Raw genomic sequence first — 23425 nt, 5'->3', positions numbered from 1 at the left:
GCGCTCCCCCTCTCCGTCTCGGCTTCGCCGAGCCACCTCTCCCCCGCTTTGCGGGGGCGAGGAACCCAAGTCCTGAAATGTCGCAGCCGCGCAGAACCTGGGTTCCTCGCCCCGCTTGCGGGGAGAGGTGGCTCGGCGTAGCCGAGACGGAGAGGGGCTATTCCAGCGAGAACGATGAAGGCTAATCCTGCCCGAACATGAGCACCTCCGCCAACACCCCTACACCCCCGCCAACTCCTGCTCTACCAGCTTTGTCCAGAACCGCACCCCCGCAGGTATCGCCGCATCGTTGAAATCATACCGGCTGTTGTGGTGCAGCGCGCCATCCTCCGCGGGACCGTTGCCGAGCCAGACATAGGCGCCCGGCACTTCCTGGCTGAACATCGCAAAATCGTCGCCGGCGGTGGAGGGCGGGAACTCGGTCATCACCTTCTCGGCTCCAAGCGCGCTTTGCGCCGCCGCCAGCGCCCGCCGTGTCGCATCGCGGTCGTTCACCACCGGCGGCATCTGGCGGATGTAGCGATAGTCGGCCTCGATGCCGAAAAGCTGCGCCGAACCCTGTGCCAGCGCGCCGATCTCCGCTTCGATCTGGTCGCGCACCGCAGCCGAATAGGCGCGCGAGGTGCCGCCGATTTTCACCGTGTCGGGAATGACGTTCAGCGCCTCGAAGCTGCCGCCCTCGATCGCGCAGGCGCTGACCACTGCCGGCTGCAGCGGGTCGACGCGCCGCGCCACGATGGTGTGCAGCGACGTCAGGAACTGGCCGGCCGCCGTCATCGCGTCACGGCCGAGATGCGGTTTGGCGCCATGCGTGCCGACACCGCGAAACGTCGCCATCCAGCGGTCGGACGAGGCAAGCTGCGGCCCGGCCACCACCGCCATGCTGTCGGTAGCGATGCCCGGCATGTTGTGCAGCCCATAGACAGCATCGACCGGAAACTTCTTGAAGAACCCATCCTCGATCATCGCCTTCGCCCCGCCGCGCCCTTCTTCGGCCGGCTGGAAGATAAAATGCACGGTGCCGGAAAAGCGCTTGCGCCGCGCCAGCTCGCGTGCCGCCCCCAGCAGCATCACCGTGTGGCCGTCATGGCCGCAGGCATGCATCTTGCCGGGCGTGGTCGACTTGTAATCGCGCTCCTCGGCGGTCTCTAGCATGGCCAGAGCGTCCATGTCGGCGCGCAGCGCGATCCGCCGCGACCCGTCGCCAAGCTTCAGCGTGCCGACGACCCCGGTCTTGCCGAGACCCGCCTGAACCGCAATGCCGGCCTCGGCCAGCATCTTCTGGACGATGCCGCCAGTGCGGACTTCCTCGAAGCCCAGCTCGGGATTGGCATGGATGTCGCGCCGCAAGGCTGCCAGCATCTCGAATTCCGCATGATCGTCTTGGCTGCCCGCTGTCTTCACCGTAAAACTCCGTCCGGCCCGCCTTTGCGAATCCTCGCGGCGCGCAGGGCCAGCTTCGCCGCCTCTTCCTTCTGCAACAGAAAGACCCATTTTGCCACTTGCCCCGCATGAATTCTGGCAGACCGTCTATCCCGCCGGAACTTTCGAAACGAACCCGCAAGACGGCTTCGCGGACCTTTATCCCGCAACGCTGCCCGACGGCCGCCAGATCGCGCTGCCCATTCGCGTGCTGCCCGGTGGCGAGGACAAGGCGGTGGCCTCGCTCATCGTCAACCAGGCGAGCTTTGCCGTGGAGGACGCGCTTGCCGACGCAATGGCGGCACTGGCGTCCGCCTATGCGCCGGAAGCCGTCATCGGCGTGCCGACGCTCGGCCTGCCGCTGGCCAATGGCGTCGCGCGGCGGCTCGGCCACGCCCGCATGGTCGCCTTGGGAACCTCGCGAAAGTTCTGGTACGACGACGCGCTCTCCGAGCCGATGAGCTCGATCACCAGCCCGGCCCATGCCAAGCGCATCTATGTCGATCCGCGCATCCTGCCGCTGCTGCAGGGCAGGCGGGTGGTCGTGGTCGACGATGTGGTGAGTTCCGGCACGTCGATGCTGGCCGTGCTGCGCCTGTTGCGAAAGGCCGGCATCGAGCCGGTGGCAGCGGTCGTCGCCATGCTTCAGGGCAACAACTGGCGCGCCGCGCTTGGCCAGCACGACGCATCCGTCGTCGCGCATATCCACGGCGCGATCGCGTCGCCCCGCCTGAAACGCACGGCGCAAGGCACATGGCTGGCCGAGAAAGCATAGGCTGGAACGTCGACATCCAGGCGCCTGCGGCGAGCCACATCATTCTTTCGATGCAGCGCAATCGAGGGCTTGATCGATGGGGCGGATGTGCTAAAAGGCGCCACCGAAAGGGAGCGGGTTTTGCCTGACCGGGGCAAAACGGTGCGTCGCACCAAACCGGCTCTTTCAGCCAAGCGATTGAAATATCTCGCTTTTGGGGAATAGGTTAACGGTAGACCCACGGACTCTGACTCCGTTAGTCCTGGTTCGAATCCAGGTTCCCCAGCCATTTGATTTCATTGAGCTTTTTCGATTTCATCATTAGAACATTTCAGGTCAGTCGGACGCCCGGTCGGGAATTTTCGTTCTCGTTTCGAGCTTTCTAATCGCAGCCTCTGCCATTGCCGGGTCGCGGTGCAGGTAATTGGAATCGAGAATCGCGTGCACGTCCCGCAGGCTGTGGCCGGTGATTGTTGCGATCTGAGGAACAGAGGCTTCCACCTTTGCAAGCCGGGTCACGGCTGTGCCTCGAAGATCGTTGAACGTCACGCCGACGACACCAGCGGACGCACACGCTTTGCGCCACGACGAACGAAAGCCGTCTGCGGTCCAAGGATCGCCGTCGCTGTTGAGCAGTATCTGCCCCGCCTTGCCACGTTTGATGTCCAAGGCGGCCTTCAGCGGCGCGCCGACAGGTATGAGGACGCGCGTTCCAGTCTTGGATTGCTGAAGGCGAATTACCTTGCCGTCGTATTGCTGCCAGGTAAGACGCAACAGGTCGCCTTGTCTCTGCCCTGTCCACAGCGCGAGGATAAGCGGGAGATGCAGGTGTCGGGGTGCGCTGGCGAGGAATGCAGCCTCATCGGCGTCAGTCCAGACATGTTCAGCACGAGACCCACGATAGAGCCGGCCGCCCTTCTCGCAGGGATTGGCGCTTACAAGGCCACGCCCATACGCCCAGGACAATATGCGGGCGAGAACCTGCCAACCATAGTCAGCTTGGCGTCGTGAGGCCTTGGCGCGCTCGTCGCGCCACTCCATGAAGATACCGCGTGTCCGCCGATCGCTCATGCCGGATAGCGGAAAATCGCCGAACTTCTTCTCGATCACTTTGATTAGCTTGACGTAATCGCTTTGGGTCCGAGGAGCCAAATCGTCCCAATCTGAGCTGGATTGAAAGCCGTTGAGGACAGAAAGCAGCATACCCTGGCGAGGCTGCACTTTGCGTGCCACCGCCGCGTTGTAGGCCGCCATGAACTCGGAGTCGCCTATCTTCCCGGGAAGGCGCGGCCCACCCTTCCACGCATAGTGATAGGTGACAACGCTTCCGTCCGCGAGCGTCTTTGTCTTGCTGTTGAGGCCTTTAAGACGAACGCGCATGGCGATCTAACCAATTGTCGAGATCATTCTGAGGATCCGGCGTTTTCCCCGCTGCAACCAAAACGATTCTACCCGTTGAAGGGTCGATTTCTGCGCGACCGACATCCATGCCACCTTTGCGCGCACCTTTGACGGCACGGGCTAAGTCGGCGATTTTAAAAAGGACCGGTGTACCAGCCATGGTTAGGCCTTTCATCAGATTGATGCGGGCGCGTGGCGCTTTCCTTCATGCTGATCGAAAACGAACGGTTTGAGAGCCACTTGGTTTGCTCGGTTGGCCCGAACGGCCGCTGGAGTGTTCATTTCCACAATCTCGATGATTTCACTCACCGAAGTAGCCTTTCGGCCCCGACCCGACTGCGATGGCCGATTAAGATTGAGCGAGAGAATCCAGCATAAGACGCCTGAGGCTGTTCATGTGGATGACGAATGCAGCAGGCTTGCTTAAGTCCAATACGGATGCCAGCGTGGCATCTAACGGCGCATTGACGATCCTAGCTTCATCTTCCCCGGCATAGCCAACGATTAGTGTCTCGCCCGCTTCGTAAAGGGATCCCGGCGCTCTGGCCGGCTTATCAGCGCAATGCCAATCACCAGCATCGAAAAACTTGAGAACATGCTGAAAGGCACGATCTGCGGCCACACCCGACAGTGTGAGTTTCGCCATGAGCGCCAGCCGCATGGCACCTTCAAAGGTGATTTTGTGTGCCTGGCCGTTCGTCTCGGCACGTTCGATTTCATGGTCTTCGAACCAGAATTTTGAATTGTGTATCCATGTGCGCACCGTCGCGGAATTCGTCCCTGCCGCCTTGGCTGCCTCTGCAATTGTGAACATAAGAACCTCTCGCTGTTTTTCTACAACAGCTCTACCTGTTTTGTTAAAGCAGGTCAATTCGCCTCGGGGTAAAACTTGGTGGCTAAATTCGCCGTCGTCAGGGCAGGCGAATGTTTGCTCGCTTCAAGATTTCCAACGGGAATCTTGAGAAGGGTCCGCAAATTTGCAGACCCCCTGGGCGGGCACGTGTGCACACCCTCTCATGCGCACCAATCGTCGATAATTTCGTTGGGCTCTTTCTCGTCAAGCCGTGGAAATTCCCCACTGTCGATCTCATCGAGCAGCGCTACGAGTTGGTCTATAGTCGCCTCGATGCGCTGTCGAGTTGCGGGCGTCACCGGCATAAACGTGGTTGACTTAAGCCGAGCGTTCACAGCCATGTTTCCCCCGCGGCCTTCAGAGCTATTTCCATTTGATCGTCAGAAAGCGTATGAATATCAAGACATTCCTTCATGTAGCGGGCCTTGGCCCGCACTTCGGCTGTGTCCTTGCAAACATATGAACACAAGCGATTCAGAGAGCGCTCTTCAGCAGCGGAAGCCTTTCCGCAGATCCTTGTTTCGCGTGGCGTTGGATCGCGTCCCAATTCGGCGCTGTCATCCAAGTGCACAACAGCCATGTAGGTCTGATATGCCTCCCGGTGTTTTGAAATTAAATCAATCAACTTTTTTGAGACGAGACCGCTGCCCTCAGAATCGGCCGGAAGTTGCACGGTCATTCGTTTCAACGCCCTCGTGGCTGTGATCACAGCGCGCCAAGGCCAAGCAGGTCCTTCGCCTTCCTTGATATCCGCAACAGCTATTTTTATGAGAGCTGCGGCGCCCGCGGGAGTTGTTGGAATTGTTGCGGCCATGCGTTCTGCATCGGCGCGCATCTCACGCAGCGCGCGGCGATTACGACGATAGACGGGTGTCATTCCAGTCTTTTTATCCCACTCATCTATTTCCCTGCGTTTGACTGCGAGCTTTTCGACTGTGGCCGCATACTCAGCCTCTACTTGGGTGGGATTGCGTCTTCCGGACGCCAATAGCCGGTCGCGATATGCATCAACTTCTGACGCTCCTATCGCCGAATAGTGATCCCATGCGACGAGTGCCAATGGCCGGCGGCCATGAATATCCCAATGGGCTGCCTCGGCTTTCCATTTCGCCTCGCAGAGACGAAACCAATTGGCTCTAGACTTCCGATACACGCGGATCGCTTCGAAAACCGGATCGACAGCCGCCGCGGGCTTACGACCAGATGCACTCATTCCCAAGGCACTATCGCGCTCAACTTTCTCCCATTCCTGATCTGCGGCCGTTTCAGCAAGCGCATATGAGGTTGCGGCGGCCGAGAGCGGTAAGGCCATCGCAGCCGAAGCAGATGCTGCGACCACCGAACGACGGGAAACGTGCTGATTCATAAATCTCTCCATGGGTTCCTGATCGGGCTCCACAGCCCGCGCCATGTCATTTCCATCGGCACGTCCAGTTGACGACAACGCCGCCTTCCATACCCCCAGAATACCGAGTGCTTTCCCCGTTTCGTTGGAAGGACGGTTAGAGCGGAGTGAATCGTCATGTTCAGTTTCGGGCAAGCCTTCGGCGGCTGCCGCAACACGTGCGTTCGGCATTGGTTTTCTCCAGCACTTGTGATACTTTCACTTGTGCATTTATCATAAGGAAACGCAGTTGTGAAGCCTGCACAAGTTAGGATGGCAAGAGCGGCATTAAATTGGTCGCTCGCGAATCTCGCCAAGGCGGCAGGCGTGCACCGAAACACTATTTCCAACTATGAAACCGAAAAGTTTGGCGGATCTGAAGAAGCTCTCATCGCAATTCGCCGAGCGTTGGAAACGGCGGGAGTGATCTTCGTCGACGAGAACGGCGAAGGGCCAGGCGTGAGGCTGAGGAAGGTGCGCACCAGAGACGAGGCGCTAGCGCAGGCAAAGGCCAATCTGGAAGCCATGACCGACGAGGAAGACGCCGAAATCACGGCTTCCGCAACGGCAGATCCGGATTCTCAGCTGGTTGAAAGTCTAATTCACCGAAAGGGAAAGAAAAGGTAAAAACGCTTAAGGGAAACGGGGTAGGAAATGACAACAAATGCCGATAAGACAAAGCCGAAATTATCTATAGAAGACGATCTAAAGAACCTAATTATAAATCTTCCATTATATTCGGAAATTAAATTTTCAAATGACGACAGGAAAGAGATTTATGAATTTTTTTACAGTAATTTTCAAGTAGATTGCTATTGCGTTTCCTGCAAGAAGGAAAGCACGTTTAAAACAATTCGAGAAGAACCCGATGCTATCAGATTGGCCCTAATGGGGCACGGCAATTTGCCGACCACAGGGACATTTATGGCGGATTTGATTTGCCAGCGTGCTGATCACCTCTATCAGTACATTTTTTACTCAGATGGGGAAGTTGTTTGTAAAATTGGTCAGTTCCCTTCTATGGAGGATATCGCAGGATCCGATATAGAACGGTTTAGACCTGTCTTAGAGAAGGGATACTACAGGGAGTTGCATAGAGCAGGAGGGTTGGCCAGCCATGGAATTGGTATCGGCTCTTTCGTTTACTTGCGCCGGATATTCGAACGTTTGATTTCTACTCATTACCAAAGATATGTAGAGAAAAACGGAGAGGTCGAAGGTTTTTCCACGATGCGAATCGTAGAGAAGATTGGGGCATTGAGGGACATTCTTCCGGACGCTTTGGTTAAACACAAAGCCGCCTATGGGATATTAAGCAAAGGAATTCATGAATTAGACGAAGACACTTGCCGGAGATATTTTCCGATCGTCCGCGCTGCGATTATATCGATACTTGAGGAAGACCTCCAAGCCCTCGAAAAGCAAAGAGCGGCAGACGAGTTGACCAAAGCACTGGGAGCCATCGCAGGTGAAATTAGTGCCAAAAGCTCAACGGACGTAGGATAAGGTAGAAGTGAAAACTCTTTTAAATCTCACACACAAGCGCGCTGGTGACCTGCTACCCGGTGAGCTTTTTCGGTTGTCTTTCAGTTCCGTGAGCGGCTCTTCCCTGGTGCTAATGTTGGGGCATACTCGCGACGGTGACCCCCTCTATGGGTTTATAAGCAGCCCTGATTTTCAGACACCACTCACATGGTATGAGGGCTCTTCAACAGACCGCTGCCTTTCTTACAGCATTGACTGGTTGCTGGAAGAGCGCCCCGGCCCAGAAACTGCACCGGGAGGGAAGGCTCCAGCCACGCCACGGACGGCGATCCATTTCGACAACGATGGGACGATTATGCGATTTAGCCCAGCGCCAAGTTTTTCCAACAACGCCATCAATTTCAACTTGTCGACCGGGAAGCTTGTAGGGCAGGGTTCCGGTTACATGGCTCCAATGGTCAACTGGGCGATTTGGGCCAACTTGGAACATTACCAAAGTCCACGTGCTGACGCGCTGTTCGTGTATCCGCCAGCGTAGTCTATAATTTCGCTATCGCCTTCTTGAGCGCTCCGCTTAGTTCGATCGGTCGAGAGGCGCTTTGAAAAGCTGAAGCGCGCACGATTTCCTTTGGCGGATACCTCTTCAGGATTCTCGTGCTGATTTCGTCCGAAGTGATCGTGGTCAACTGAGCGAAGCCGCCGACCGCCGGCTCTCTTGCGGCCTGATAGTCAAGCACGCCGATAAAATCTCGCAGAGGATCCGGCGAGGCGTGGAAGGCTTCGAAAGCGTCGTCTGAAACCTTAGGCGTGCAGAGGAAATTACCGAAGAAGAACGGTTCCCATGTCGGAATACCGTGCCCCACGCTGCTCGTGATTAGAAACGCGGCCGGCCCGGATTTTGACCAACCTGCTATCACGATATCGAAATCCCGCTTGAAAATGCCTGCCGGCCAGTTTGGATGCTGCAGCTTCGTCAATGCCCGAAAATCGTTGCGGAAGAACTCCACCAGGTCTTTGAAAGACGGCGCCGCAGAGATAATCGGCAACATAACCTGCAAGAGTTCGGCCGGCCCTCTCGTCGCGACTGCCATGCGCAGATGCGGCAGAGGAATTACCTTCGGGACCGCGATCGGCCCCAGGCCTGGGGCGGCGCACAATCCGTCCGTAAGCACATGCGCGGCGTTCTCAGTGATTAGCACATTGATGGCCGTCATGGCAGCACGTTGAAACCAGCAATGCATGCGGTCATGGCGAGGGCGGTTATGCCGCTAGCCAGTGTACTAAGTGCCCAGTTCGGAAGGCTAGGCAGTGCTGCCGTCACCGCATAAAAGATCAGGCCCTCCAGAAAGCCCACATGAGCGACGTGTGCGAGAGGCGACGTGCTGCTTTCCAGTCCCAGCCGCTGGTTTCGCATCCTGATGTGATTGTTCACGTTCCCACCCATGTTCCGAAAAGGCGATCAGTAAGGATGCGGCGGCACTGGATTGCCGGCCAATGCCGCCGCGTCGTCAGCGCACCATCGCGCGCCGCCGAATTAGACCACCTCAACCGGAGGCGGCGAAACGCACAACCTTGACGGCTTCACCGTTCTGGACCTGGCCGCCAACTCGACGGTAAGCGTAGAAGAGAACGTGAGGCTTCATGGTGTAAGGGTCCGTTAGAAGGCGTACCCCGGGCTTATCGACGATGATGTAAGCCTGCTGGAAATCGCCAAAAGCAATCGATCGTGAATCCACATCGATATCCGGCATTTCCTCATCGAACTCGACAGGAAAGCCTAGTAATGTTGCTGGCTGGCCATCACGTGCATCAGCCCATACAAATCGACCCTCGCTGTCCTTCAGTTTGCGAACAACGCCGGCGGTTGCCATGTTCATCAGCCAGCGAGCGTTTGGCCGATATGGAGCGCGTAGGCTGTAGACCGTGTCTATCAAGACATCCGCGGGGCTGACGCCCGTTCCTGCGTTGGCCAATGCAAATCCGCCGCCGACCCCCGTGTTGATGTGCTGGATCGTGAAGTAGTCGCGATCGCCGTCTGTGTCAGGGGATGTCGGTCTGAAAAGTAAGCCCTGAGGCTTCTCGATACCATTGCCATTGATATATGCGGCACCCTCGGTGCGAGCGAACTTGTCGGAAATCTTGCCTTCCAGCCATCCGCCGATATCAAATCGACCGTCATCGAGCAGCCGTTGTGTCACCGGTTGGTTTGTGTAGATCTCATTCACGGGCACCTTCAGATATCGCAACCTTGCGGTATCGAGAGGTGGCCTTTCTGATTTTTCTCCCACCCATTCCGCACCGATATCAGAGGGATCAATCGGTTCCTCGAATGAATCTCCTGTATCGATCGTCTCGCGTCGAGCCAGTCTGCCGAGAGGCGATATGTCGAAAGTGCGTCTTTGTATAACGCCACTCAAGACGGGAACGACGGTGTAGCCGCCATCCGGATCGGAGCCAACCGACATGCCGGCCGTAAGCTCCATACCAGACCCTTCGGCGCCGAGCGACGCCAGGCTACTGCCGTCGCCGGTCCTTACGAAGCGACCAATTGCTGCGTGCTCCAAGTCGGCAGCACTGGTTTCTGCACCGTGGACGCCGTCCGCCCTCATGCTCCGAGGGTATTCGATATTAGCCTGACGGGATTTGGCAGGAATCACAATGTTGCCAAGCCTCTTTTCGGCAGCGGCAATACGATCTTCGATACCGGAAAACTTTTGCGACACCGTTGAATTTAGTGTTTCGATCGACCTGGCAAGAATATTCATATCGGTCATCGGTTCGACTCCTTGAGTGACTGTTTGAGATTTTCGATGGCGTTGATGAGGGAGGGAACGGTAGGCGCTACTGCCGTTTCGAGAGCGTTCCATCCACCGGCCGCGACACGCTCGGCTGCTGCGCGGGAAATGCCGGCAGCTCGAAGAGTGTCGACAAGCTCTGCCTTTGAAGTCAGAAGCAAGGCGCCTTTCTGTGCTCCAGCGCGCAGAGTTGGCCGCCGGATGTCTACAAGGCTAACTGCACCAATTTCCCATTGCTCTGCGGCGACGGGCCCAACTGCGCCTCGTCGCAATCCGCCAGGTGGCACAATCACGTCCGCTGAAAAGCCCCCGATGCGACCATTCTCGATTTGGCTGGCGACATCGCCGCCAGGTTCGTGATCGATGATGGCCGAGACGAATAGGCCTTCGGAATCGGCTTCCAAAATGCACGATCCAATTACTTCGCCCGCGTGATGGGAACGAATGAGCGGATACTCATGGGACGGAAGATCACTAACGCTACGAGCAGTAGCGTCGAAATAAATTCCGGTATCATCGGTTACAGCCCATTGGAGCGCATATCCCGTGAGTTTGATTTTGCCGGCCAAAATTCGGAAATCTAAGGGACATGGTCGCGCATGGTGCACACGCGTTTCGCCATTCGAATAAAATTTGGAAGTCATCACGCTGTCCACCTTCAATAAGCAAAAGCCATCAAAACCATCTTAGGTTTTCTGCTTCGCTGCCCGGTGTGGTGGCCGGTGCCTTCGAAGGTGGATCGTCGCCCTGCGCCGCGTTCCAGCCGCTGACGCCATTTGTTCGAGCCGACGAAACAGATAACCTGTTTTTCAAAAACAAGATAGCCCTCGCAAAAAAATAATCTGACAATTTTGCGGCGACGCGCGCTTCGATACCCACCGGTCCGGGCCCTTGGCCCTCCAAGCTTTTGACCCGCCCCCTCATAGCTCCGCCTCGATCGAGGCAAACCCGGCCGGCCCACCTTTTGGGAGATAGACGACGCGCTGCTTTCCCATGTCTGGAAGCCATGGCCAGCCGCGCCTGGCAAACTCATCTCGCCATGCTGCGAACACGTCACCAGTCACTGGGACCGGTTCCATCAACGCAATGTGAGCGTGCAGCTTTTCCTCAACCAGGCAGCCCCTTGCATCGGCAGCGGCTTGGAAGATTAGGTTCACGCGTCGGAAACCGTTGTTTGCTTGATGCTGAAGGCGATACCGCTCGCCGGATACACCGCCCTTGGCGATCTCAGCAGCCATGAAGGCAGAAGGACGAAGCATGTCCTTGTCTGGTCCCTTCAGGAGCATCGCGATTACCTTGACGCCCCAGAGCGGTCCAGCGGGTGGCGCATAGGAGCTCGAGGCCATAGCCTGTACTTCGCCGCTCTCTGCTTCCCGGATCCGGATCTGCGCTGCGAACTCTTCAGAGGTCGGAAGCTTCGAGCGCTTTGAAGCGGAACGATCGACCTTGCCGGTCACGAAATCCTTTACCACACGCTCGACGAGATCGAGCGGCTTGCCTTCAACTGCCCAGACGTAGGCCTGCACTTTGGCCCTGGTCGACTCGCCTCCCTGTCCGAACGGAGTGTCATAGTTGGCGAAGAGCATCGACAAGATGTCTCTGATCTCAGTTGAGGCTTTCGGTACAATAGTGGCGACAACATTTGCTTTGGTCATGACGAAAAGAACTCATCAAGGGCGGCGATCATCGGGTTGTCGACTCGGGTGAGGGGCTGTTCTTTCCCCCTACCTCTCGAAAAACGAGAGGGCTTGCGCGCGCCAGCGCGCTTGTCCCCGTTAGGGGACTTAGGTCGTTCTAATAAAGGGTCGTTATACGTAGTATGGTGTGACGCTGGCGTCACACCCCCTGTGATGCCTACATCACACCCCCCTGTGACGCCTACGTCACATACCCCTGCCGATATACCGGCACCCTGTCCGCATTCCTCAGCCGTGATTGCGTCGTCTAGTTCAACCTCTGTTGGCTCGCGATCCATTGCGACTTGGTAGAGGCTGGCAAGTCTCGCGCCGTTCTTTCCGAAGCGGTCACGCTTGCGCACATACCCCAATCCGACGAGTTCATTGATTGCCCGTGCCACGTTTTCACGGCTTCCGCCGATCTTCTCTGCAAGCGTTTTCTGCCTAACGATGCACCAGCCGTTGTTGTCCGAATGCGCCCCGAGCGCGGCCAAGACATGCAGTCCGAGACGCGAAAGGCGGCTGTCAAAAACAGCGTCGGCAGGGAGGATTGAATAGCGCGGCCCGTCCATTACAGGGCCTCAGATGCGGTCGGAAAAATGCCGCTAAGCCATTGAAAATACATGCCGCCATTTCTCCGCATTCGGAGAAAAAGCTCAGTTAAATCAGACAGAGGCGAGGGACTCTGACTCCGTTAGTCCTGGTTCGAATCCAGGTTCCCCAGCCAAATATCTTGTATCCTTATATTTCAGGCCTTAGCCGCCATTAGAGAATGCTCTGTGTTGCAGCTAATGAGTGTTCCACATGGGTTTTGTAGACCCTGCAACGCTGCATCTTGGCAGTCCCTATCGCATCTGCGACCATGTGAGCTAACGGGAGGTTGATGGGTATGACTGGGGATGAAGGGTTCAAAGCAGCGACCGAGATAGCAAAAACTGCAGGCAAAGCGATTGACGCCAGTGAAAAAGGCGCACGCTATTTGGCGGAAACGTTCAGTGAAGCAATCAATGCAATAGCTGGCGCGGCGGCGGATTCGGCGAAGGGCTTTAGAATACGCAATCGCGCCTCAGTTGCCGTAAAGACCCAAAGTCATCTTGAAGCCTTAGGACTTGATATAGCGTTTCTCGAAATTGAGCACCGTGCAGCTGTTCCCTTGATCGAAGCCTTGTCGCTGGAAAGCGATGATGGTCTTCAGGAAATGTGGGCCGTCTACATAGCGAATGCTGTTGATCCACGCCAGCAAACAATAGGGATCACACGGATCATCACAAACGCGATAAGCAAACTTGAACCGGAGGATAAAAATGCTCTGGATTACCTATTCAAGCTCGATCTTGCGGAGCCAAGAAAAGACTCTATACGCTTGAAGCCATCTGATTTTGGCATTGCGGATGAAGCACTCAATTATTCTCTGACTCGTTTTGTGGCATTGGGACTTTTTTCTTGCGACAATTCTGGGAGCGTCGGATTCGCTGCGCACGAGGGTCATCGGATGCCTTGTAACCTCGAAATCTACACCTCCATCGGTTGGTTTCGTGCGCTGCCTCTGCTGCTCATGTTCAAACAGTCTCTCACTCGGGCATTGTAGCATCGGGCTCGGTGTCACCGAGCTCGTCATACTGCTGCCGCCTTCGAACTCTCGTTCTTAACAATTGGACTGACAACATCGTCGTTGCAGTCGAGCAGGGCCGGGGCGAGGAAGGCAGTTACTTCAATTCACTTCACCCATTCGAAACCTGTTCCCGCCAAACTCCAACCCTTGGCGCTTCACCTCCTCGACCTACATGTTAGGTTCGGATGAAAATGGAGAATCAGGCGATGACGCGAAGCTTAGTGGTGTGGACCTTGTTGGGCGCTGTCGCCGTGCTTGCCGGCTGCCAGACCGCACCGGTGCCGCAGCAGCAACCGGCCGGCATCTGCCGGGACAGGCCTTTTGAGGCCGGCCTGTGCTATCAGGACACCAACTGGCGGCTGTTTTCGCCGCGCTGGTGAGCCATTGGCGGAGAGTTAGAGCGCGAGGTTCTTATGACTCGCGCTCGAGCCTTCAGCTTCACTCCCGCCGCGCGAACTGCGATTTCTCGAACACCAGCACCACCACCAGCGCCAGTATCAGCGGGATGATCAGGTAGAACAGGCGGAACACCAGCAGTGCCGCCAGCACGGCCGCCGGGTTCATGTCCGATAGCCCGGCGAGGAAGACGATTTCCAGCACGCCGAGCCCGCCGGGCGCATGCGACAGCAGCGCCACGGAGAACGAGATCACGAAAACGCCGAGAATGATGAAATAGCCGGGGTTTCCCTGCTCGGGCAGGGCAAAATAGATGATCGCGGCTGCCGCCATCAGTTCCATCGGCCCGATGATCAGCTGCCGCGCCACGATCGGCAGGCGTGGATAGTGGATTTGCAGCCGCCCAAGCTGCAGCGGCTTCAGCCCAAGCCAGCTGCCGAAGATATAGAGGCCGATGAGCGCCAGGATCAGGCCGCCCGTCATCCGCGATGCCGAGATGGGCAGGATGTCGACGAATCGCTCCAGCACTTCCGGCTCGGACAGGAGCAGGACGGCTCCAAGCAGCAGCGCGCCGAGCGCGAAGGTGAATGAACACAGCGCCACGAGAATGCCGACTTCCTGGCCGCTCAGCCCTTTCGTGGCATAGGCCCGGTAGCGGATCACGGCGCCCGAAAGCACGGAGCCGCCGATATTGTGCGACAGCGCATAGGTGGTGAAGGAGCAGACGGTGATGAAGGCGAAGGAAACCTTCTTGCCCAGATGCATCAGCGCGATGTGGTCGTAGCCGGCAAGGGCTGCGTAGGCGACGATGGAACTGAGGCCCGCAAGTATCCAGCCGTGCAGGGGAATTGCGGCCAGCCCGTCGCCGACATCCTCGACCGATATTCCCCGCAGTTCGTGATACAGCAGCCAGACGGAAAAGCCGACCGCGCATAGTCCGATTATCGGCCAAATGTAAGATTTCAGCTTCATCGCGTTCCGGCCATGCGCAGCGAGTGTCCTTTCGTGGCGTCTTCGTGGGGGAGCGCGCCAGAACCGGCCACGCTTCGCGGTAACGTCTTTCAGCAATGCCTTATCGAAGCCGGCTGTTCAACCGTCAACGTGGCGGCAAGTCGTCGCCCGGCTAAAATTCCTCCGGCTACCCTTGGTGATTGGTCGCCGCGCTGCTATCGTTGTTCCAACTGAAAAATTGAAAAGCGTGTGCGGCGTCCGTTTCAGGTTCGCGCGGCGCAAAAAGGACATTCGACGTGGAAGACCGCGAACCCGGCGCAGAGGCGCCGGATGCGGGCGCGTACAGGGGGTTGCGGTCGCCGGATAGCGGCGCAGGCAACCCGCCGGCCAACCGGGAAAACCGGGCGCCGGGCCCTCGATCCGGCAACGGGAATGCGAGGGCCGATGCACCGCAGCAGCCAGGAAAAGGCAAGAAACGCCGCAAGCGCAAGCGCGGCCGCAAGGTTTTTGCGCGTGACGGCGTAAAGCCCGACGCTGCCGGCAAGGCTTCGCCGGGAGCGCCAAGCGCGCCGGTCGCGGCGCAGAATCCGGCAGTCGCTGCCGCCCCGATGGTGGACAGGCGACCAAATGCGCCGGACAGGCATTTCAATGCGGAACTGCCGGTTTTTGCAGCACTTGATCTCGGCACCAACAATTGCCGCCTGCTCGTGGCTGTTCCCGGCCGCCCCGGCCAGTTTCGTGTCGTCGATGCCTTTTCGCGCATCGTGCGGCTGGGCGAGGGGCTGACGGCCAGCGGCCGTCTGTCGGATGCCGCTATGGACCGCGCCGTGGAGGCCCTGAAGATCTGCGCCGACAAGCTGCGCAGCCGCAAGGTCAGGCGTGCCCGGCTGATCGCCACCGAAGCCTGCCGCTCGGCTGCCAATGGCGTGGAGTTTCTTGAGCGGGTCGAGGTCGAGGCGGGACTCAAGCTCGAAATCATCGACCGCCAGACCGAAGCACGGCTCGCTGTTTCCGGCTGCGGCTCGCTGGTCGAGCGCGACACGGACGGCGTGGTGCTGTTCGACATCGGTGGCGGCTCGTCTGAAATCGCGTTGATCGACCTTTCCAAGCAGCGGTCGCCGCGCCTCGCCAACCACATCGTTTCATGGACCTCGCTGCCGGTCGGCGTCGTTTCGCTTGCCGAGCGCTTCGGTGGGCGACACGTTACGCCCGAGATTTTCGATGCCATGGTGGCGGATGTGACCGGGATGCTGTCGGCCTTCGAAGGCCGCGACCGCATCAACCATTTGATGGAAGGTTCGCGCTTTCACCTGCTCGGAACCTCCGGCACGGTCACCACGCTTGCCGGCGTCCATCTCGGGCTTGAGCGCTACGACCGCCGCCGCGTCGATGGGCTCTGGATGGACAATGCCAGCGTCGACCGCATGATCGAAAAGCTGCTCGGCTGGGATTTTCAGGCGCGCGTGGCCAATGCCTGCATCGGCGCGGACCGCGCCGATCTGGTGCTGGCCGGCTGCGCCATTCTGGAAGCCATCCGCCGCGTCTGGCCGTCGGAGCGGCTGCGTGTGGCCGACAGGGGCCTGCGCGAAGGCATATTGAGCGAACTTATGGCCGAGGACGGTGTCTGGCGGCGCAACTGGCGAAACGGACCACGGCAATGACTGGCCCAAAAAAACCCGGCAAATCCGGCCCCGGCGGCATACGCGTCCTGAAAACGCGCATCAAGAAGAAGAGCGGCCTGAAGGAATCGTCGCGCCGCTGGCTCGAACGCCACATGAACGATCCCTACGTTCAGCGCTCCAAGGCTGACGGCTACCGCTCCCGCGCCGCCTACAAGCTGATCGAGATCGACGACCGCCACCATCTGCTGAAACCGGGCATGCGGGTCATCGATCTGGGTGCTGCCCCCGGCGGCTGGTGCCAGGTCTCGGCTGCCCGCACCAAATCGACGGCGGAACACCCGCATGTCGTCGGCATCGATTATCTCGGCATGGACGCAGTGCCGGGCGCGCCGGTGCTGATGATGGATTTTCTCGACGATGACGCTCCGGCCAAGCTCATAGAGACCCTTGGCGGCGAGCCTGATCTGGTGCTGTCCGACATGGCTGCTCCCACGACCGGACACCGCCGCACCGACCACATCCGCACCATGCATCTGTGCGAGGTGGCGGCCGATTTCGCAATTTCGGTGCTGAAGCCGGGCGGGCATTTTCTAGCCAAGACCTTTCAGGGCGGCACGGAATCCACTCTGCTGACGCAGCTCAAGCAGAATTTCCGCTCGGTTCATCACGTCAAGCCGCCGGCCTCGCGTGAGGAATCGGCCGAGCTTTATCTGCTCGCCAAAGACTTCAAAGGCCGGGCGGCTCCGGACGAAGAGTAGTCGCTAATCCGCCTCAGCGGCTCAGCCTTGCGGCGGCACCGCTTCGATTGCCTTGGCGGTTCGTCCGCCATGTCCTGACACGGCGTTGCCGGCATCCGGCGCGAGCCGCAGGAAGGACAGCGAGGCGACGGCGGAGACGGCGGCAACGATGAAGAACGCGATGTGGAAGTCGGCCAGCGTCAGCGGGCCGCCATGCAGCTGCGTCGAGACTTCCAGTATGCCGCCGGCCAGCGCCACGCCCAGCGCCACGCTGATCTGCTGCGCAACGGCGGTGAGCGGTGTTGCCTTGCTGGTGTCGGCGTCGGAAACCTCGGCATAGGCAAGCGCATTGACGCCGGTGAAGAACATCGAGCGGATGAAGCCGCCCATCAGCAGCATTCCAAGCATCAGCGCATAGGGCGTCTCGGGTGTGAAAAACCCGTTGATGGCAATCGTGGCCGCCGAAACCAGCGAGCCCGCGACCAGCACCCGGCGGAAGCCGGCTGCCCTGAACAGCCAGGCAGTCACCAGCTTCATGCCGATCGCGCCAATCGCCGAGACGAAGGTGATCATGCCGGACTGGAAGGGCGTCATGCCGAAGCCGATCTGGAACATCAGCGGCAGCAGGAACGGCACCGCGCCGATGCCGATGCGAAACAGGCTGCCGCCCAGCACGGCGGACCGGAACACCTGGCTGCGGAAAAGCGATAGCGCCAGCAGCGGGTTCTGCTTGCGGCGCGCATGCAGGAGGTAGATCACGCCCGATATCAGCCCGACGATGAGCGTCGCTATGCCAACGCTCGGGGGCAGGGCAGGCAGGCTGACCACCGAGAGGCCGAAGACCACGCCGGATGCCGCCAGGCCGCTGAGAATGAAGCCGGCTGTATCCAGCGGCGGCGCGCCTGCCGACTCGGTCTCCGGCAGGAAGCGCGTCGCGAGCCACATCCCGATCACGCCGATCGGCACATTGATCAGGAAAATCCAGTGCCAGGTGAAATAGGTGGTTATGAAGCCGCCGACGGGCGGGCCGACCAGCGGCCCCACCAGCGCTGGAATGGTGAGCCATGACATTGCGGCAACGAGTTCGTTCTTCGGCGTCGCGCGCACCAGCACGAGCCTGCCCACCGGCGTCATCATCGCGCCGCCCATGCCTTGCAGGAAGCGCGATACCACGAAAGCGGCCAGCGAATTGGACACCGCGCAGGCGACCGAGCCGATGACGAAGACGGCGATTGCGGCGCGAAAGACGTTCTTTGCGCCAAAGCGGTCGGCCATCCAGCCGCTGACCGGAATGAACACGGCGAGCGAAACGAGATAGGCGGTAAGCGCCAGTTTCAGTGCGATAGGGCTGGTGCCGATGTCGGTTGCGATTGCCGGCAGCGATGTGGCGATGACCGTCGAATCCATGTTTTCCATGAACAGGGCGACCGCGAGGATAAGCGGGATTGTGCGATTCAAGGAATTTTCCAGGATACGAGGGCTGATTGAAAAGGCTGCATGGGACAACTGCGCCGAGTTTACACGGTTCGCAGCCTATGTCGCCGCTTTTGGCCCGCTGGCAACCCCCCGAGGTTGGGCCAGGTGCCGAAATGGCGCAAAACCACGCTCAAATCTGTGTGAGAATGCGCGTGCGCTATAGTTGGCGATCATGCGCTGACAGCCATCCAATCCCGTCAGGCCCGCAGGGCAATTTTGTCGAGCAGCGCCAGGCTGGCGGGTTTTGCCGTTATCCTGACGGCCTCGTCGAGGAGGTCTACCGAGTGGAGCATCGCCTCCAGCATGTCGGCGAGCGAGGCGCTGTAGGAATCCCCGTCGTTGCGAAGGGCGATTATCCTGCGGGCTATACCGTCGAAAGAATTGTCCAAATCCAGCAGCATCCAACCCCCAGGGGCATTTCAGGTTCCGCCGGGGGCAGGCGAGAATCACCCAGGAATCTAACGGCTTGCACTTATCGGACGCAAGCGGCCGAATTGCGTCCATGATCGAAGAGCGGGGGAGGCCGGCTCAATCAGCAGCACCGGAAACTCGCGACGATCCGCGCGAAATGCACCAGATGAGCGGTGTGAGGGGAGAAACTGGCGGGGCTACGCAATACCAGCGCCCCACGTTGCCAAGCTAGGCAAACGTGGTGAACAAATTGTTACCGAGGGCTCGATCGCTTGAGCGGAAACGCGATGACCTCGCCCTTCGGTGCCCTGTACTCGGCGGCAAGTGCCGCCTCGACCAGGATCTCGATGGCCTCGTTCATCTTTCGGCTGTCCTGGTCACTGCCGCGCAGATAGGTCTGCGCCTTTTCCAGGTGATGCCTTACAGCGGCGAAATCCGATCGCAACATGATCCTCCATTCGCCCCCATCGCAAGGGTGGCGCAGGATACTTTCAAAACCGCGAAGGAAAATGATTGGATTTTAGGAAACTGCCGTATCGCCGGCAGGTTGTGCACAGGCAAAACGGTCGTCAAAAGCGTGAACATCCCCGGAATGGCTGGCTTCGCCGCGCAGCCGGCCTATACGATCCTACACGATAAAGAAGTCGCTTGCGGTCATCGCAAGACCTGCCGAGAGCGAGGCGAACTTGATCGCCGCGGCACCGCCAATGCCATCCTTGTCGAACAGGAGGTCGCCTGTCGTCTTGTTGTAGATGATGCGGTCGCTCGCGTCCTTGGCCGCCGATCCGACATTGAATGCGCCCGCGAGCAGCCAGCCCGTCGCAAGGCCCGTAAACACCGCATTCTCCAGTCTTATCGTGTCCTGGACAACGTTGTAGTCGCTGATCGTGTCGATGTTGGTCGATCCGGGCGCGACGTTGAAGAAAAACGTGTCGTTTCCAGCCCCGCCAATCAGCCGATCATTACCCCCTCCGCCCACTATGTAGTCGTTTCCGGCCCCGCCGTTGAGAACGTTGCTGCCGGAATTGCCCACCAGCGTATTGGCAAGACCGTTGCCGGTGCCGTTCAGATTGCCCGTACCGAGCAACTCCAGCCGTTCGACATTCGCTGCAAGCGTCCAGCTTATGGACGATCTGACAATGTCGCTGCCGCCACCGGCGGCCTCGATCGTTTGATCGCCGGCCGAGGACACGTAGTAGATATCGTTGCCCGCGCCACCGGCCATATAGTCGTTGCCGGCGCCGCCGTTGAGAATGTTGTTGCCGGAATTGCCGACCAGCGTATTGGCAAGAGTGTTGCCGGTGCCGTTCAGATTGCCCGTGCCCAGCAACTCCAGCCGTTCGACATTCGCTGCAAGCGTCCAGCTTATGGACGATCTGACGGTGTCGCTGCCGCCACCTGCAGCCTCGATCGTTTGGTCTCCGGTCGACGATACATAATAGATATCGTTGCCCGCGCCGCCGGCCATGTAGTCGTTGCCGGCCCCGCCGTTGAGAACGTTGTTGCCGGAATTGCCGATCAGCGTATTGGCAAGACCGTTGCCGTTGCCGTTCAGATTGGCTGTGCCCAGCAATTCCAACCGTTCGATATTCGCCGCAAGCGTCCAGCTTATGGACGACCTGACGGTATCGGTACCGGCTCCGGCAGCTTCTGTCGTTCGGTCACCGACAGAAGAGACGATGTAGATATCGTCTCCGACACCGCCCTCGAGCACGTCATCGCCGCTGCCGCCGTCCAGCGTGTCATTACCTGCGCCGCCGACAAGACGATCATTGCCAGCTTCGCCGCGCAGATAGTTGGCTACCCCGTTTCCGATCAGCGTATCGTTGCCGCTTCCGCCGCGGGCGTCTTCTATGACGACACCCGGCCCGATCGTCACGGTCGATCGCGAGGATCCGCCGTTGAAGGTTATCGTCTCGCTCAGCGCGCTGAATGCGCCGGGATTCAGATTGATCGAGCTGTTTTCGGAACCGTTATACACGATGGTGTCGCGGCCACCGCTGTCATTGATGGCCTGCCAGTAATATGTGCCGTCATTGAAGGTGTAGGTCGTGTTGCCGCTGTTGACGGTCGTGTTTTTTCCGTAAAGCGCCTGGATCGCCAGAAGATCGTAATACATCGGCGTGGTCGGGTAGAAGGACGCGGAACTGTTATTCTTGGCCGACCAGGGCGAAGCCGTGTAGCTCATGATCGTATAGAAATAATTGTCCAGATTGGCTGGAATGGCGTTCGGGCTATCGAAGGAGTGCTTCAGCCCCAGCGCGTGCCCTATCTCATGCAGGATCGTGTGGTAGTCACCTGTCCCGCGCGGAACTGTAGTCTGATAGGGGTTGTTGAAGTTGTCCCAATTGAACCAGACGTCGCCTGCAGAAGGATGATCGACGGGCATATAGGCGTGGGCGGCGGCAGTAGCGCTGATGTTGTCTGTGTAAGCGAAGCGCAGTTCCCCGACCGTCGATGAATTGTCGGCCACCTGGACGAACTTGACGTTCGCGAAACTCGACCACACCGCCAGGGCGTCGCGCACTGCCGCCATTTCGCCGCTAAAAAGCGGTGACCATGCATTCCATTCGTTCTTAGAGGAGTAGTATGTGATGTGAGAGGCCGTTCCCATTGGGAAGCTATAGGTCAGCGTGACGCCGGTACCGAGCCCAACGCCCCATTTAGAGCCATAAACCAGATAGATGCCGCTGCCGGTCGCAGCCGGATTGACTGCCGTCACCGGCACGTAATTCTGAGTTGGAGAAGCCACCCCTTGCCCCCTGCATAAATGCGCCCATTGCCCAATGGGATTCGTAACTATTGCCAGCGTGACTTTGCATGAATGGCGAGGCGATGGCACCCCCAAATGGGTGGTTAAACGTAGGGTGTGACATGGCTCTGCTCATGCGCCAGCGGATAGTCGCGCCGACTGGTGAATTCAATTCAAAGCCGTTTGTCCTTCGATGCCAGTTATCTCGCCGGCCGGCGGCACCATATTGAACCAGGACGGGCCTGCCGTCTTGTGGTGGCTGCGAAGTCCTTTCGACGCTCGTTCTGCCGAACCCATCCGTGGGTCTCCCGGTCCAGGCACATTCGCCCGCGTTCGCCGCGGCACATAGAATATGGAGAAAAACAATGCACAACGTCACCGCCAACGGTGCCACCATCCCGGCGCTCGGTTTCGGCACATTCAGGATGCCGGGGGGCGACACGCTTCGCATGGTGCTGCATGCGCTGAAGCTTGGCTTCCGGCACATCGATACCGCCCAGATCTACGGTAATGAGGCCGAGGTCGGGCAGGGGATTGCCAGTTCCGGCGTCCCGCGCGGCGACGTGTTCCTGACCACTAAGGTGTGGGTCGACAATTATGCCCGCTCGGCTTTCCTGACCTCGGTCGACGAGAGCCTGAAGAAGCTGAAGACGGATTATGTCGACCTGCTTCTGCTCCACTGGCCCAACGACGCGGTGCCGCTCGCCGAGCAGATCGCCTCGCTGAACGAGGTGAAGAAGGCGGGCAAGGTGCGCCACATAGGCGTGTCGAACTTCAACACCGCCCTGATGGCCGAGGCGGTGCGCCTGTCGGAGGCGCCGCCGGTCACCAACCAGATCGAAATCCATCCCTATATCGACCAGAGCGTCGTGATCGACGCTGCCCGCAAGTCCGGACTTTCGGTCACGGGCTACTACGGCATGGCCGACGGCAAGGTGTTTTCGGATGTGCTGCTCAAGGACATCGCGTCAAGGCATGGCAAGTCGGTTGCGCAGGTGGTGCTGCGCTGGCTTGTTCAACAGGACGGCGTGATCGCGCTTTCGAAGACGGTGGGTGAAGAGCGTGCGGCCGAAAACCTTGCCATCTTCGACTTCGCCTTGAGCGCCGAGGAGATGGCGGCAATCAGCGCGCTCGCCCGTCCCGATGGACGTATCGTCAGCCCGCCCGGCCTCGCGCCGGAGTGGGACAAGGCTGCCTGAGGTCAGCGCCCGGCGGTAGCCTGAACGCAGGCCTCGTTCGAGGATGAGGCCTGCAACACGGCAGGTCTCGCCGATCCGGCATTCGCTTTGCGCGCGGCGCCGGCCTCGATCATCATCTCGCCGACATCGGCTCCGTCGATCGACACGGTTGCCAGCGTGTCGCCATCCGGGCCCTTGAGGCGACCGGTGGCGGGATCGCCGCGATTGACCGTGATGAAGCCGGTAACCAGAAGGCTTTCCAGCTGCCGCTTGGCCCGTTCGCCAAGCTGGTTTTCGGCCTTGCATCCGGCTGCCTGCAGTGCCGGCGCATCGATATTGGCGATGCGTATGCGTTCGCCGGCCAGCACGAATGTGTCACCATCGATCACCACATAGGCGGGTTCGAGCGAAACGCAGGCGCAGAGCAGGAAGACAAGTGCTTGCATGGCCGGACCGTCACGATGCTTTCAGTTGAGCCGAAATCTCTATGGCAGATTCTAGGCCGCAATCGTTAAGAAAA

Annotated in this window: 22 protein-coding genes and 1 tRNA gene; 9 read left to right on the top strand and 14 right to left on the bottom strand. The window is 58.9% G+C overall.

The annotated features are described in order from the left end of the window. Positions 1 to 219: 219 nt before the first annotated feature. Entirely contained in the window at positions 220 to 1362 is a 1143-nt protein-coding gene (locus DZG07_RS15920; RefSeq protein WP_119821788.1) for a M20 aminoacylase family protein, read from the bottom strand. A gap of 133 nt (positions 1363 to 1495) precedes the next feature. Here DZG07_RS15920 and DZG07_RS15915 point away from each other — a divergent pair, with 133 nt between their 5' ends. Both DZG07_RS15915 and DZG07_RS15910 read left to right on the top strand, forming a co-directional pair. After that, positions 1496 to 2197: a phosphoribosyltransferase gene (locus tag DZG07_RS15915; RefSeq protein ID WP_119818543.1), complete on the top strand. Its 702-nt coding sequence runs from the start codon at positions 1496 to 1498 to the stop codon at positions 2195 to 2197. A 194-nt stretch (positions 2198 to 2391) separates the two neighbouring features. Further along, positions 2392 to 2465, top strand: a tRNA-Gln gene (locus DZG07_RS15910). Between the two features lie 47 nt (positions 2466 to 2512). On the opposite strand, the gene DZG07_RS15905 is transcribed toward DZG07_RS15910, so the two are convergent. From DZG07_RS15905 to DZG07_RS15890, 3 genes are all read right to left on the bottom strand, one after another. Then, positions 2513 to 3556 carry a tyrosine-type recombinase/integrase gene (locus DZG07_RS15905; protein ID WP_119818540.1) on the bottom strand — a complete coding sequence of 348 codons (1044 nt, stop codon included), beginning with the start codon at positions 3554 to 3556 and terminating at the stop codon, positions 2513 to 2515. Positions 3557 to 3926: 370 nt separating this feature from the next. After that, positions 3927 to 4391 carry a hypothetical protein gene (locus tag DZG07_RS15900; RefSeq protein WP_119818538.1) on the bottom strand — a complete coding sequence of 155 codons (465 nt, stop codon included), beginning with the start codon at positions 4389 to 4391 and terminating at the stop codon, positions 3927 to 3929. A gap of 370 nt (positions 4392 to 4761) precedes the next feature. Then, on the bottom strand, positions 4762 to 6006 hold the full coding sequence (locus DZG07_RS15890) for a hypothetical protein (protein ID WP_133304753.1): 1245 nt from the start codon (positions 6004 to 6006) through the stop codon (positions 4762 to 4764). 60 nt (positions 6007 to 6066) lie between these two features. On the opposite strand from DZG07_RS15890, the gene DZG07_RS24430 reads away from it, so the two are divergent. Together DZG07_RS24430 and DZG07_RS15880 are read left to right on the top strand one after the other, a co-directional pair. Next, positions 6067 to 6441, top strand: a complete 375-nt coding sequence (locus tag DZG07_RS24430; RefSeq protein ID WP_348626381.1) for a helix-turn-helix transcriptional regulator — start codon at positions 6067 to 6069, stop codon at positions 6439 to 6441. A gap of 27 nt (positions 6442 to 6468) precedes the next feature. Further along, entirely contained in the window at positions 6469 to 7320 is an 852-nt protein-coding gene (locus DZG07_RS15880; RefSeq protein ID WP_119920276.1) for a hypothetical protein, read from the top strand. A 518-nt stretch (positions 7321 to 7838) separates the two neighbouring features. Here DZG07_RS15880 and DZG07_RS15875 read toward each other — a convergent pair. The 4 genes from DZG07_RS15875 to DZG07_RS15860 form a co-directional block, all read right to left on the bottom strand. Then, positions 7839 to 8513: a hypothetical protein gene (locus DZG07_RS15875; RefSeq protein ID WP_119818527.1), complete on the bottom strand. Its 675-nt coding sequence runs from the start codon at positions 8511 to 8513 to the stop codon at positions 7839 to 7841. A gap of 330 nt (positions 8514 to 8843) precedes the next feature. Then, entirely contained in the window at positions 8844 to 10073 is a 1230-nt protein-coding gene (locus tag DZG07_RS15865) for a phage major capsid protein (protein WP_162931636.1), read from the bottom strand. Next, complete coding sequence (locus tag DZG07_RS23910) at positions 10070 to 10738, bottom strand: hypothetical protein (protein ID WP_133304750.1); 669 nt, start codon at positions 10736 to 10738, stop codon at positions 10070 to 10072. The genes DZG07_RS15865 and DZG07_RS23910 overlap by 4 nt, the downstream gene beginning before the upstream one ends. A 276-nt stretch (positions 10739 to 11014) precedes the next feature. Beyond that, complete coding sequence (locus DZG07_RS15860) at positions 11015 to 11749, bottom strand: hypothetical protein (protein WP_119818518.1); 735 nt, start codon at positions 11747 to 11749, stop codon at positions 11015 to 11017. 910 nt (positions 11750 to 12659) lie between these two features. On the opposite strand from DZG07_RS15860, the gene DZG07_RS15850 reads away from it, so the two are divergent. Together DZG07_RS15850 and DZG07_RS23905 are read left to right on the top strand one after the other, a co-directional pair. Beyond that, the gene (locus tag DZG07_RS15850) at positions 12660 to 13358 is read left to right on the top strand and encodes a hypothetical protein (RefSeq protein ID WP_133304748.1); all 699 of its coding nucleotides are present in this window, start codon (positions 12660 to 12662) and stop codon (positions 13356 to 13358) included. Positions 13359 to 13588: 230 nt separating this feature from the next. Then, positions 13589 to 13762 carry a hypothetical protein gene (locus DZG07_RS23905; protein ID WP_162931635.1) on the top strand — a complete coding sequence of 58 codons (174 nt, stop codon included), beginning with the start codon at positions 13589 to 13591 and terminating at the stop codon, positions 13760 to 13762. 58 nt (positions 13763 to 13820) lie between these two features. On the opposite strand, the gene DZG07_RS15845 is transcribed toward DZG07_RS23905, so the two are convergent. Beyond that, positions 13821 to 14750 carry a YbhN family protein gene (locus tag DZG07_RS15845; RefSeq protein ID WP_091911859.1) on the bottom strand — a complete coding sequence of 310 codons (930 nt, stop codon included), beginning with the start codon at positions 14748 to 14750 and terminating at the stop codon, positions 13821 to 13823. A 275-nt stretch (positions 14751 to 15025) separates the two neighbouring features. On the opposite strand from DZG07_RS15845, the gene DZG07_RS15840 reads away from it, so the two are divergent. Continuing rightward, entirely contained in the window at positions 15026 to 16390 is a 1365-nt protein-coding gene (locus DZG07_RS15840; protein ID WP_119818510.1) for a Ppx/GppA phosphatase family protein, read from the top strand. Beyond that, complete coding sequence (locus DZG07_RS15835) at positions 16387 to 17109, top strand: RlmE family RNA methyltransferase (protein ID WP_091911855.1); 723 nt, start codon at positions 16387 to 16389, stop codon at positions 17107 to 17109. The genes DZG07_RS15840 and DZG07_RS15835 overlap by 4 nt, the downstream gene beginning before the upstream one ends. 21 nt (positions 17110 to 17130) lie before the next feature. Here DZG07_RS15835 and DZG07_RS15830 read toward each other — a convergent pair whose 3' ends face one another. The 4 genes from DZG07_RS15830 to DZG07_RS24355 form a co-directional block, all read right to left on the bottom strand. Beyond that, entirely contained in the window at positions 17131 to 18558 is a 1428-nt protein-coding gene (locus DZG07_RS15830) for a DHA2 family efflux MFS transporter permease subunit (RefSeq protein ID WP_280141828.1), read from the bottom strand. A 203-nt stretch (positions 18559 to 18761) separates the two neighbouring features. Further along, positions 18762 to 18965: a hypothetical protein gene (locus DZG07_RS15825; RefSeq protein WP_091911852.1), complete on the bottom strand. Its 204-nt coding sequence runs from the start codon at positions 18963 to 18965 to the stop codon at positions 18762 to 18764. A 263-nt stretch (positions 18966 to 19228) separates the two neighbouring features. Beyond that, positions 19229 to 19423, bottom strand: coding sequence for a hypothetical protein (locus tag DZG07_RS15820; protein WP_244537792.1), 195 nt, complete (start codon positions 19421 to 19423; stop codon positions 19229 to 19231). 180 nt (positions 19424 to 19603) lie between these two features. Then, positions 19604 to 21727 (bottom strand): M10 family metallopeptidase, encoded by a 2124-nt coding sequence (locus DZG07_RS24355; RefSeq protein ID WP_133304747.1) that lies wholly within the window; start codon positions 21725 to 21727, stop codon positions 19604 to 19606. Between the two features lie 365 nt (positions 21728 to 22092). Between DZG07_RS24355 and DZG07_RS15810 the strand changes: the two genes are divergently transcribed. Beyond that, entirely contained in the window at positions 22093 to 22926 is an 834-nt protein-coding gene (locus DZG07_RS15810) for an aldo/keto reductase (protein ID WP_119818505.1), read from the top strand. A gap of 2 nt (positions 22927 to 22928) precedes the next feature. Here the strand turns inward: DZG07_RS15810 and DZG07_RS15805 are convergent, their stop codons facing one another. After that, on the bottom strand, positions 22929 to 23351 hold the full coding sequence (locus DZG07_RS15805) for a thermonuclease family protein (RefSeq protein WP_091911845.1): 423 nt from the start codon (positions 23349 to 23351) through the stop codon (positions 22929 to 22931). Positions 23352 to 23425: the final 74 nt, after the last annotated feature.

The sequence above is a fragment of the Mesorhizobium sp. DCY119 genome (assembly GCF_003590645.1).
Lineage (GTDB): Bacteria > Pseudomonadota > Alphaproteobacteria > Rhizobiales > Rhizobiaceae > Mesorhizobium_M.
The sequence above is the reverse complement of the archived record's forward strand: the minus strand, read 5'-3'. Positions and strand labels throughout refer to the sequence as shown.

Coding starts and splice junctions, on each gene's coding strand:
- DZG07_RS23910 (WP_133304750.1), bottom strand. CDS start 10,738: ATGACTTCCAAATTTTATTCGAATGGCGAAACGCGTGTGCACCATGCG.
- DZG07_RS15920 (WP_119821788.1), bottom strand. CDS start 1,362: ATGCTGGCAGCCTTGCGGCGCGACATCCATGCCAATCCCGAGCTGGGC.
- DZG07_RS15880 (WP_119920276.1), top strand. CDS start 6,469: ATGACAACAAATGCCGATAAGACAAAGCCGAAATTATCTATAGAAGAC.
- DZG07_RS23905 (WP_162931635.1), top strand. CDS start 13,589: ATGACGCGAAGCTTAGTGGTGTGGACCTTGTTGGGCGCTGTCGCCGTG.
- DZG07_RS15850 (WP_133304748.1), top strand. CDS start 12,660: ATGACTGGGGATGAAGGGTTCAAAGCAGCGACCGAGATAGCAAAAACT.
- DZG07_RS15905 (WP_119818540.1), bottom strand. CDS start 3,556: ATGCGCGTTCGTCTTAAAGGCCTCAACAGCAAGACAAAGACGCTCGCG.
- DZG07_RS15810 (WP_119818505.1), top strand. CDS start 22,093: ATGCACAACGTCACCGCCAACGGTGCCACCATCCCGGCGCTCGGTTTC.
- DZG07_RS15805 (WP_091911845.1), bottom strand. CDS start 23,351: ATGCAAGCACTTGTCTTCCTGCTCTGCGCCTGCGTTTCGCTCGAACCC.
- DZG07_RS15825 (WP_091911852.1), bottom strand. CDS start 18,965: ATGCTGCTGGATTTGGACAATTCTTTCGACGGTATAGCCCGCAGGATA.
- DZG07_RS15845 (WP_091911859.1), bottom strand. CDS start 14,750: ATGAAGCTGAAATCTTACATTTGGCCGATAATCGGACTATGCGCGGTC.
- DZG07_RS15835 (WP_091911855.1), top strand. CDS start 16,387: ATGACTGGCCCAAAAAAACCCGGCAAATCCGGCCCCGGCGGCATACGC.
- DZG07_RS15860 (WP_119818518.1), bottom strand. CDS start 11,749: ATGACCAAAGCAAATGTTGTCGCCACTATTGTACCGAAAGCCTCAACT.
- DZG07_RS15875 (WP_119818527.1), bottom strand. CDS start 8,513: ATGACGGCCATCAATGTGCTAATCACTGAGAACGCCGCGCATGTGCTT.
- DZG07_RS15890 (WP_133304753.1), bottom strand. CDS start 6,006: ATGCCGAACGCACGTGTTGCGGCAGCCGCCGAAGGCTTGCCCGAAACT.
- DZG07_RS15900 (WP_119818538.1), bottom strand. CDS start 4,391: ATGTTCACAATTGCAGAGGCAGCCAAGGCGGCAGGGACGAATTCCGCG.
- DZG07_RS15865 (WP_162931636.1), bottom strand. CDS start 10,073: ATGACCGATATGAATATTCTTGCCAGGTCGATCGAAACACTAAATTCA.
- DZG07_RS15820 (WP_244537792.1), bottom strand. CDS start 19,423: ATGTTGCGATCGGATTTCGCCGCTGTAAGGCATCACCTGGAAAAGGCG.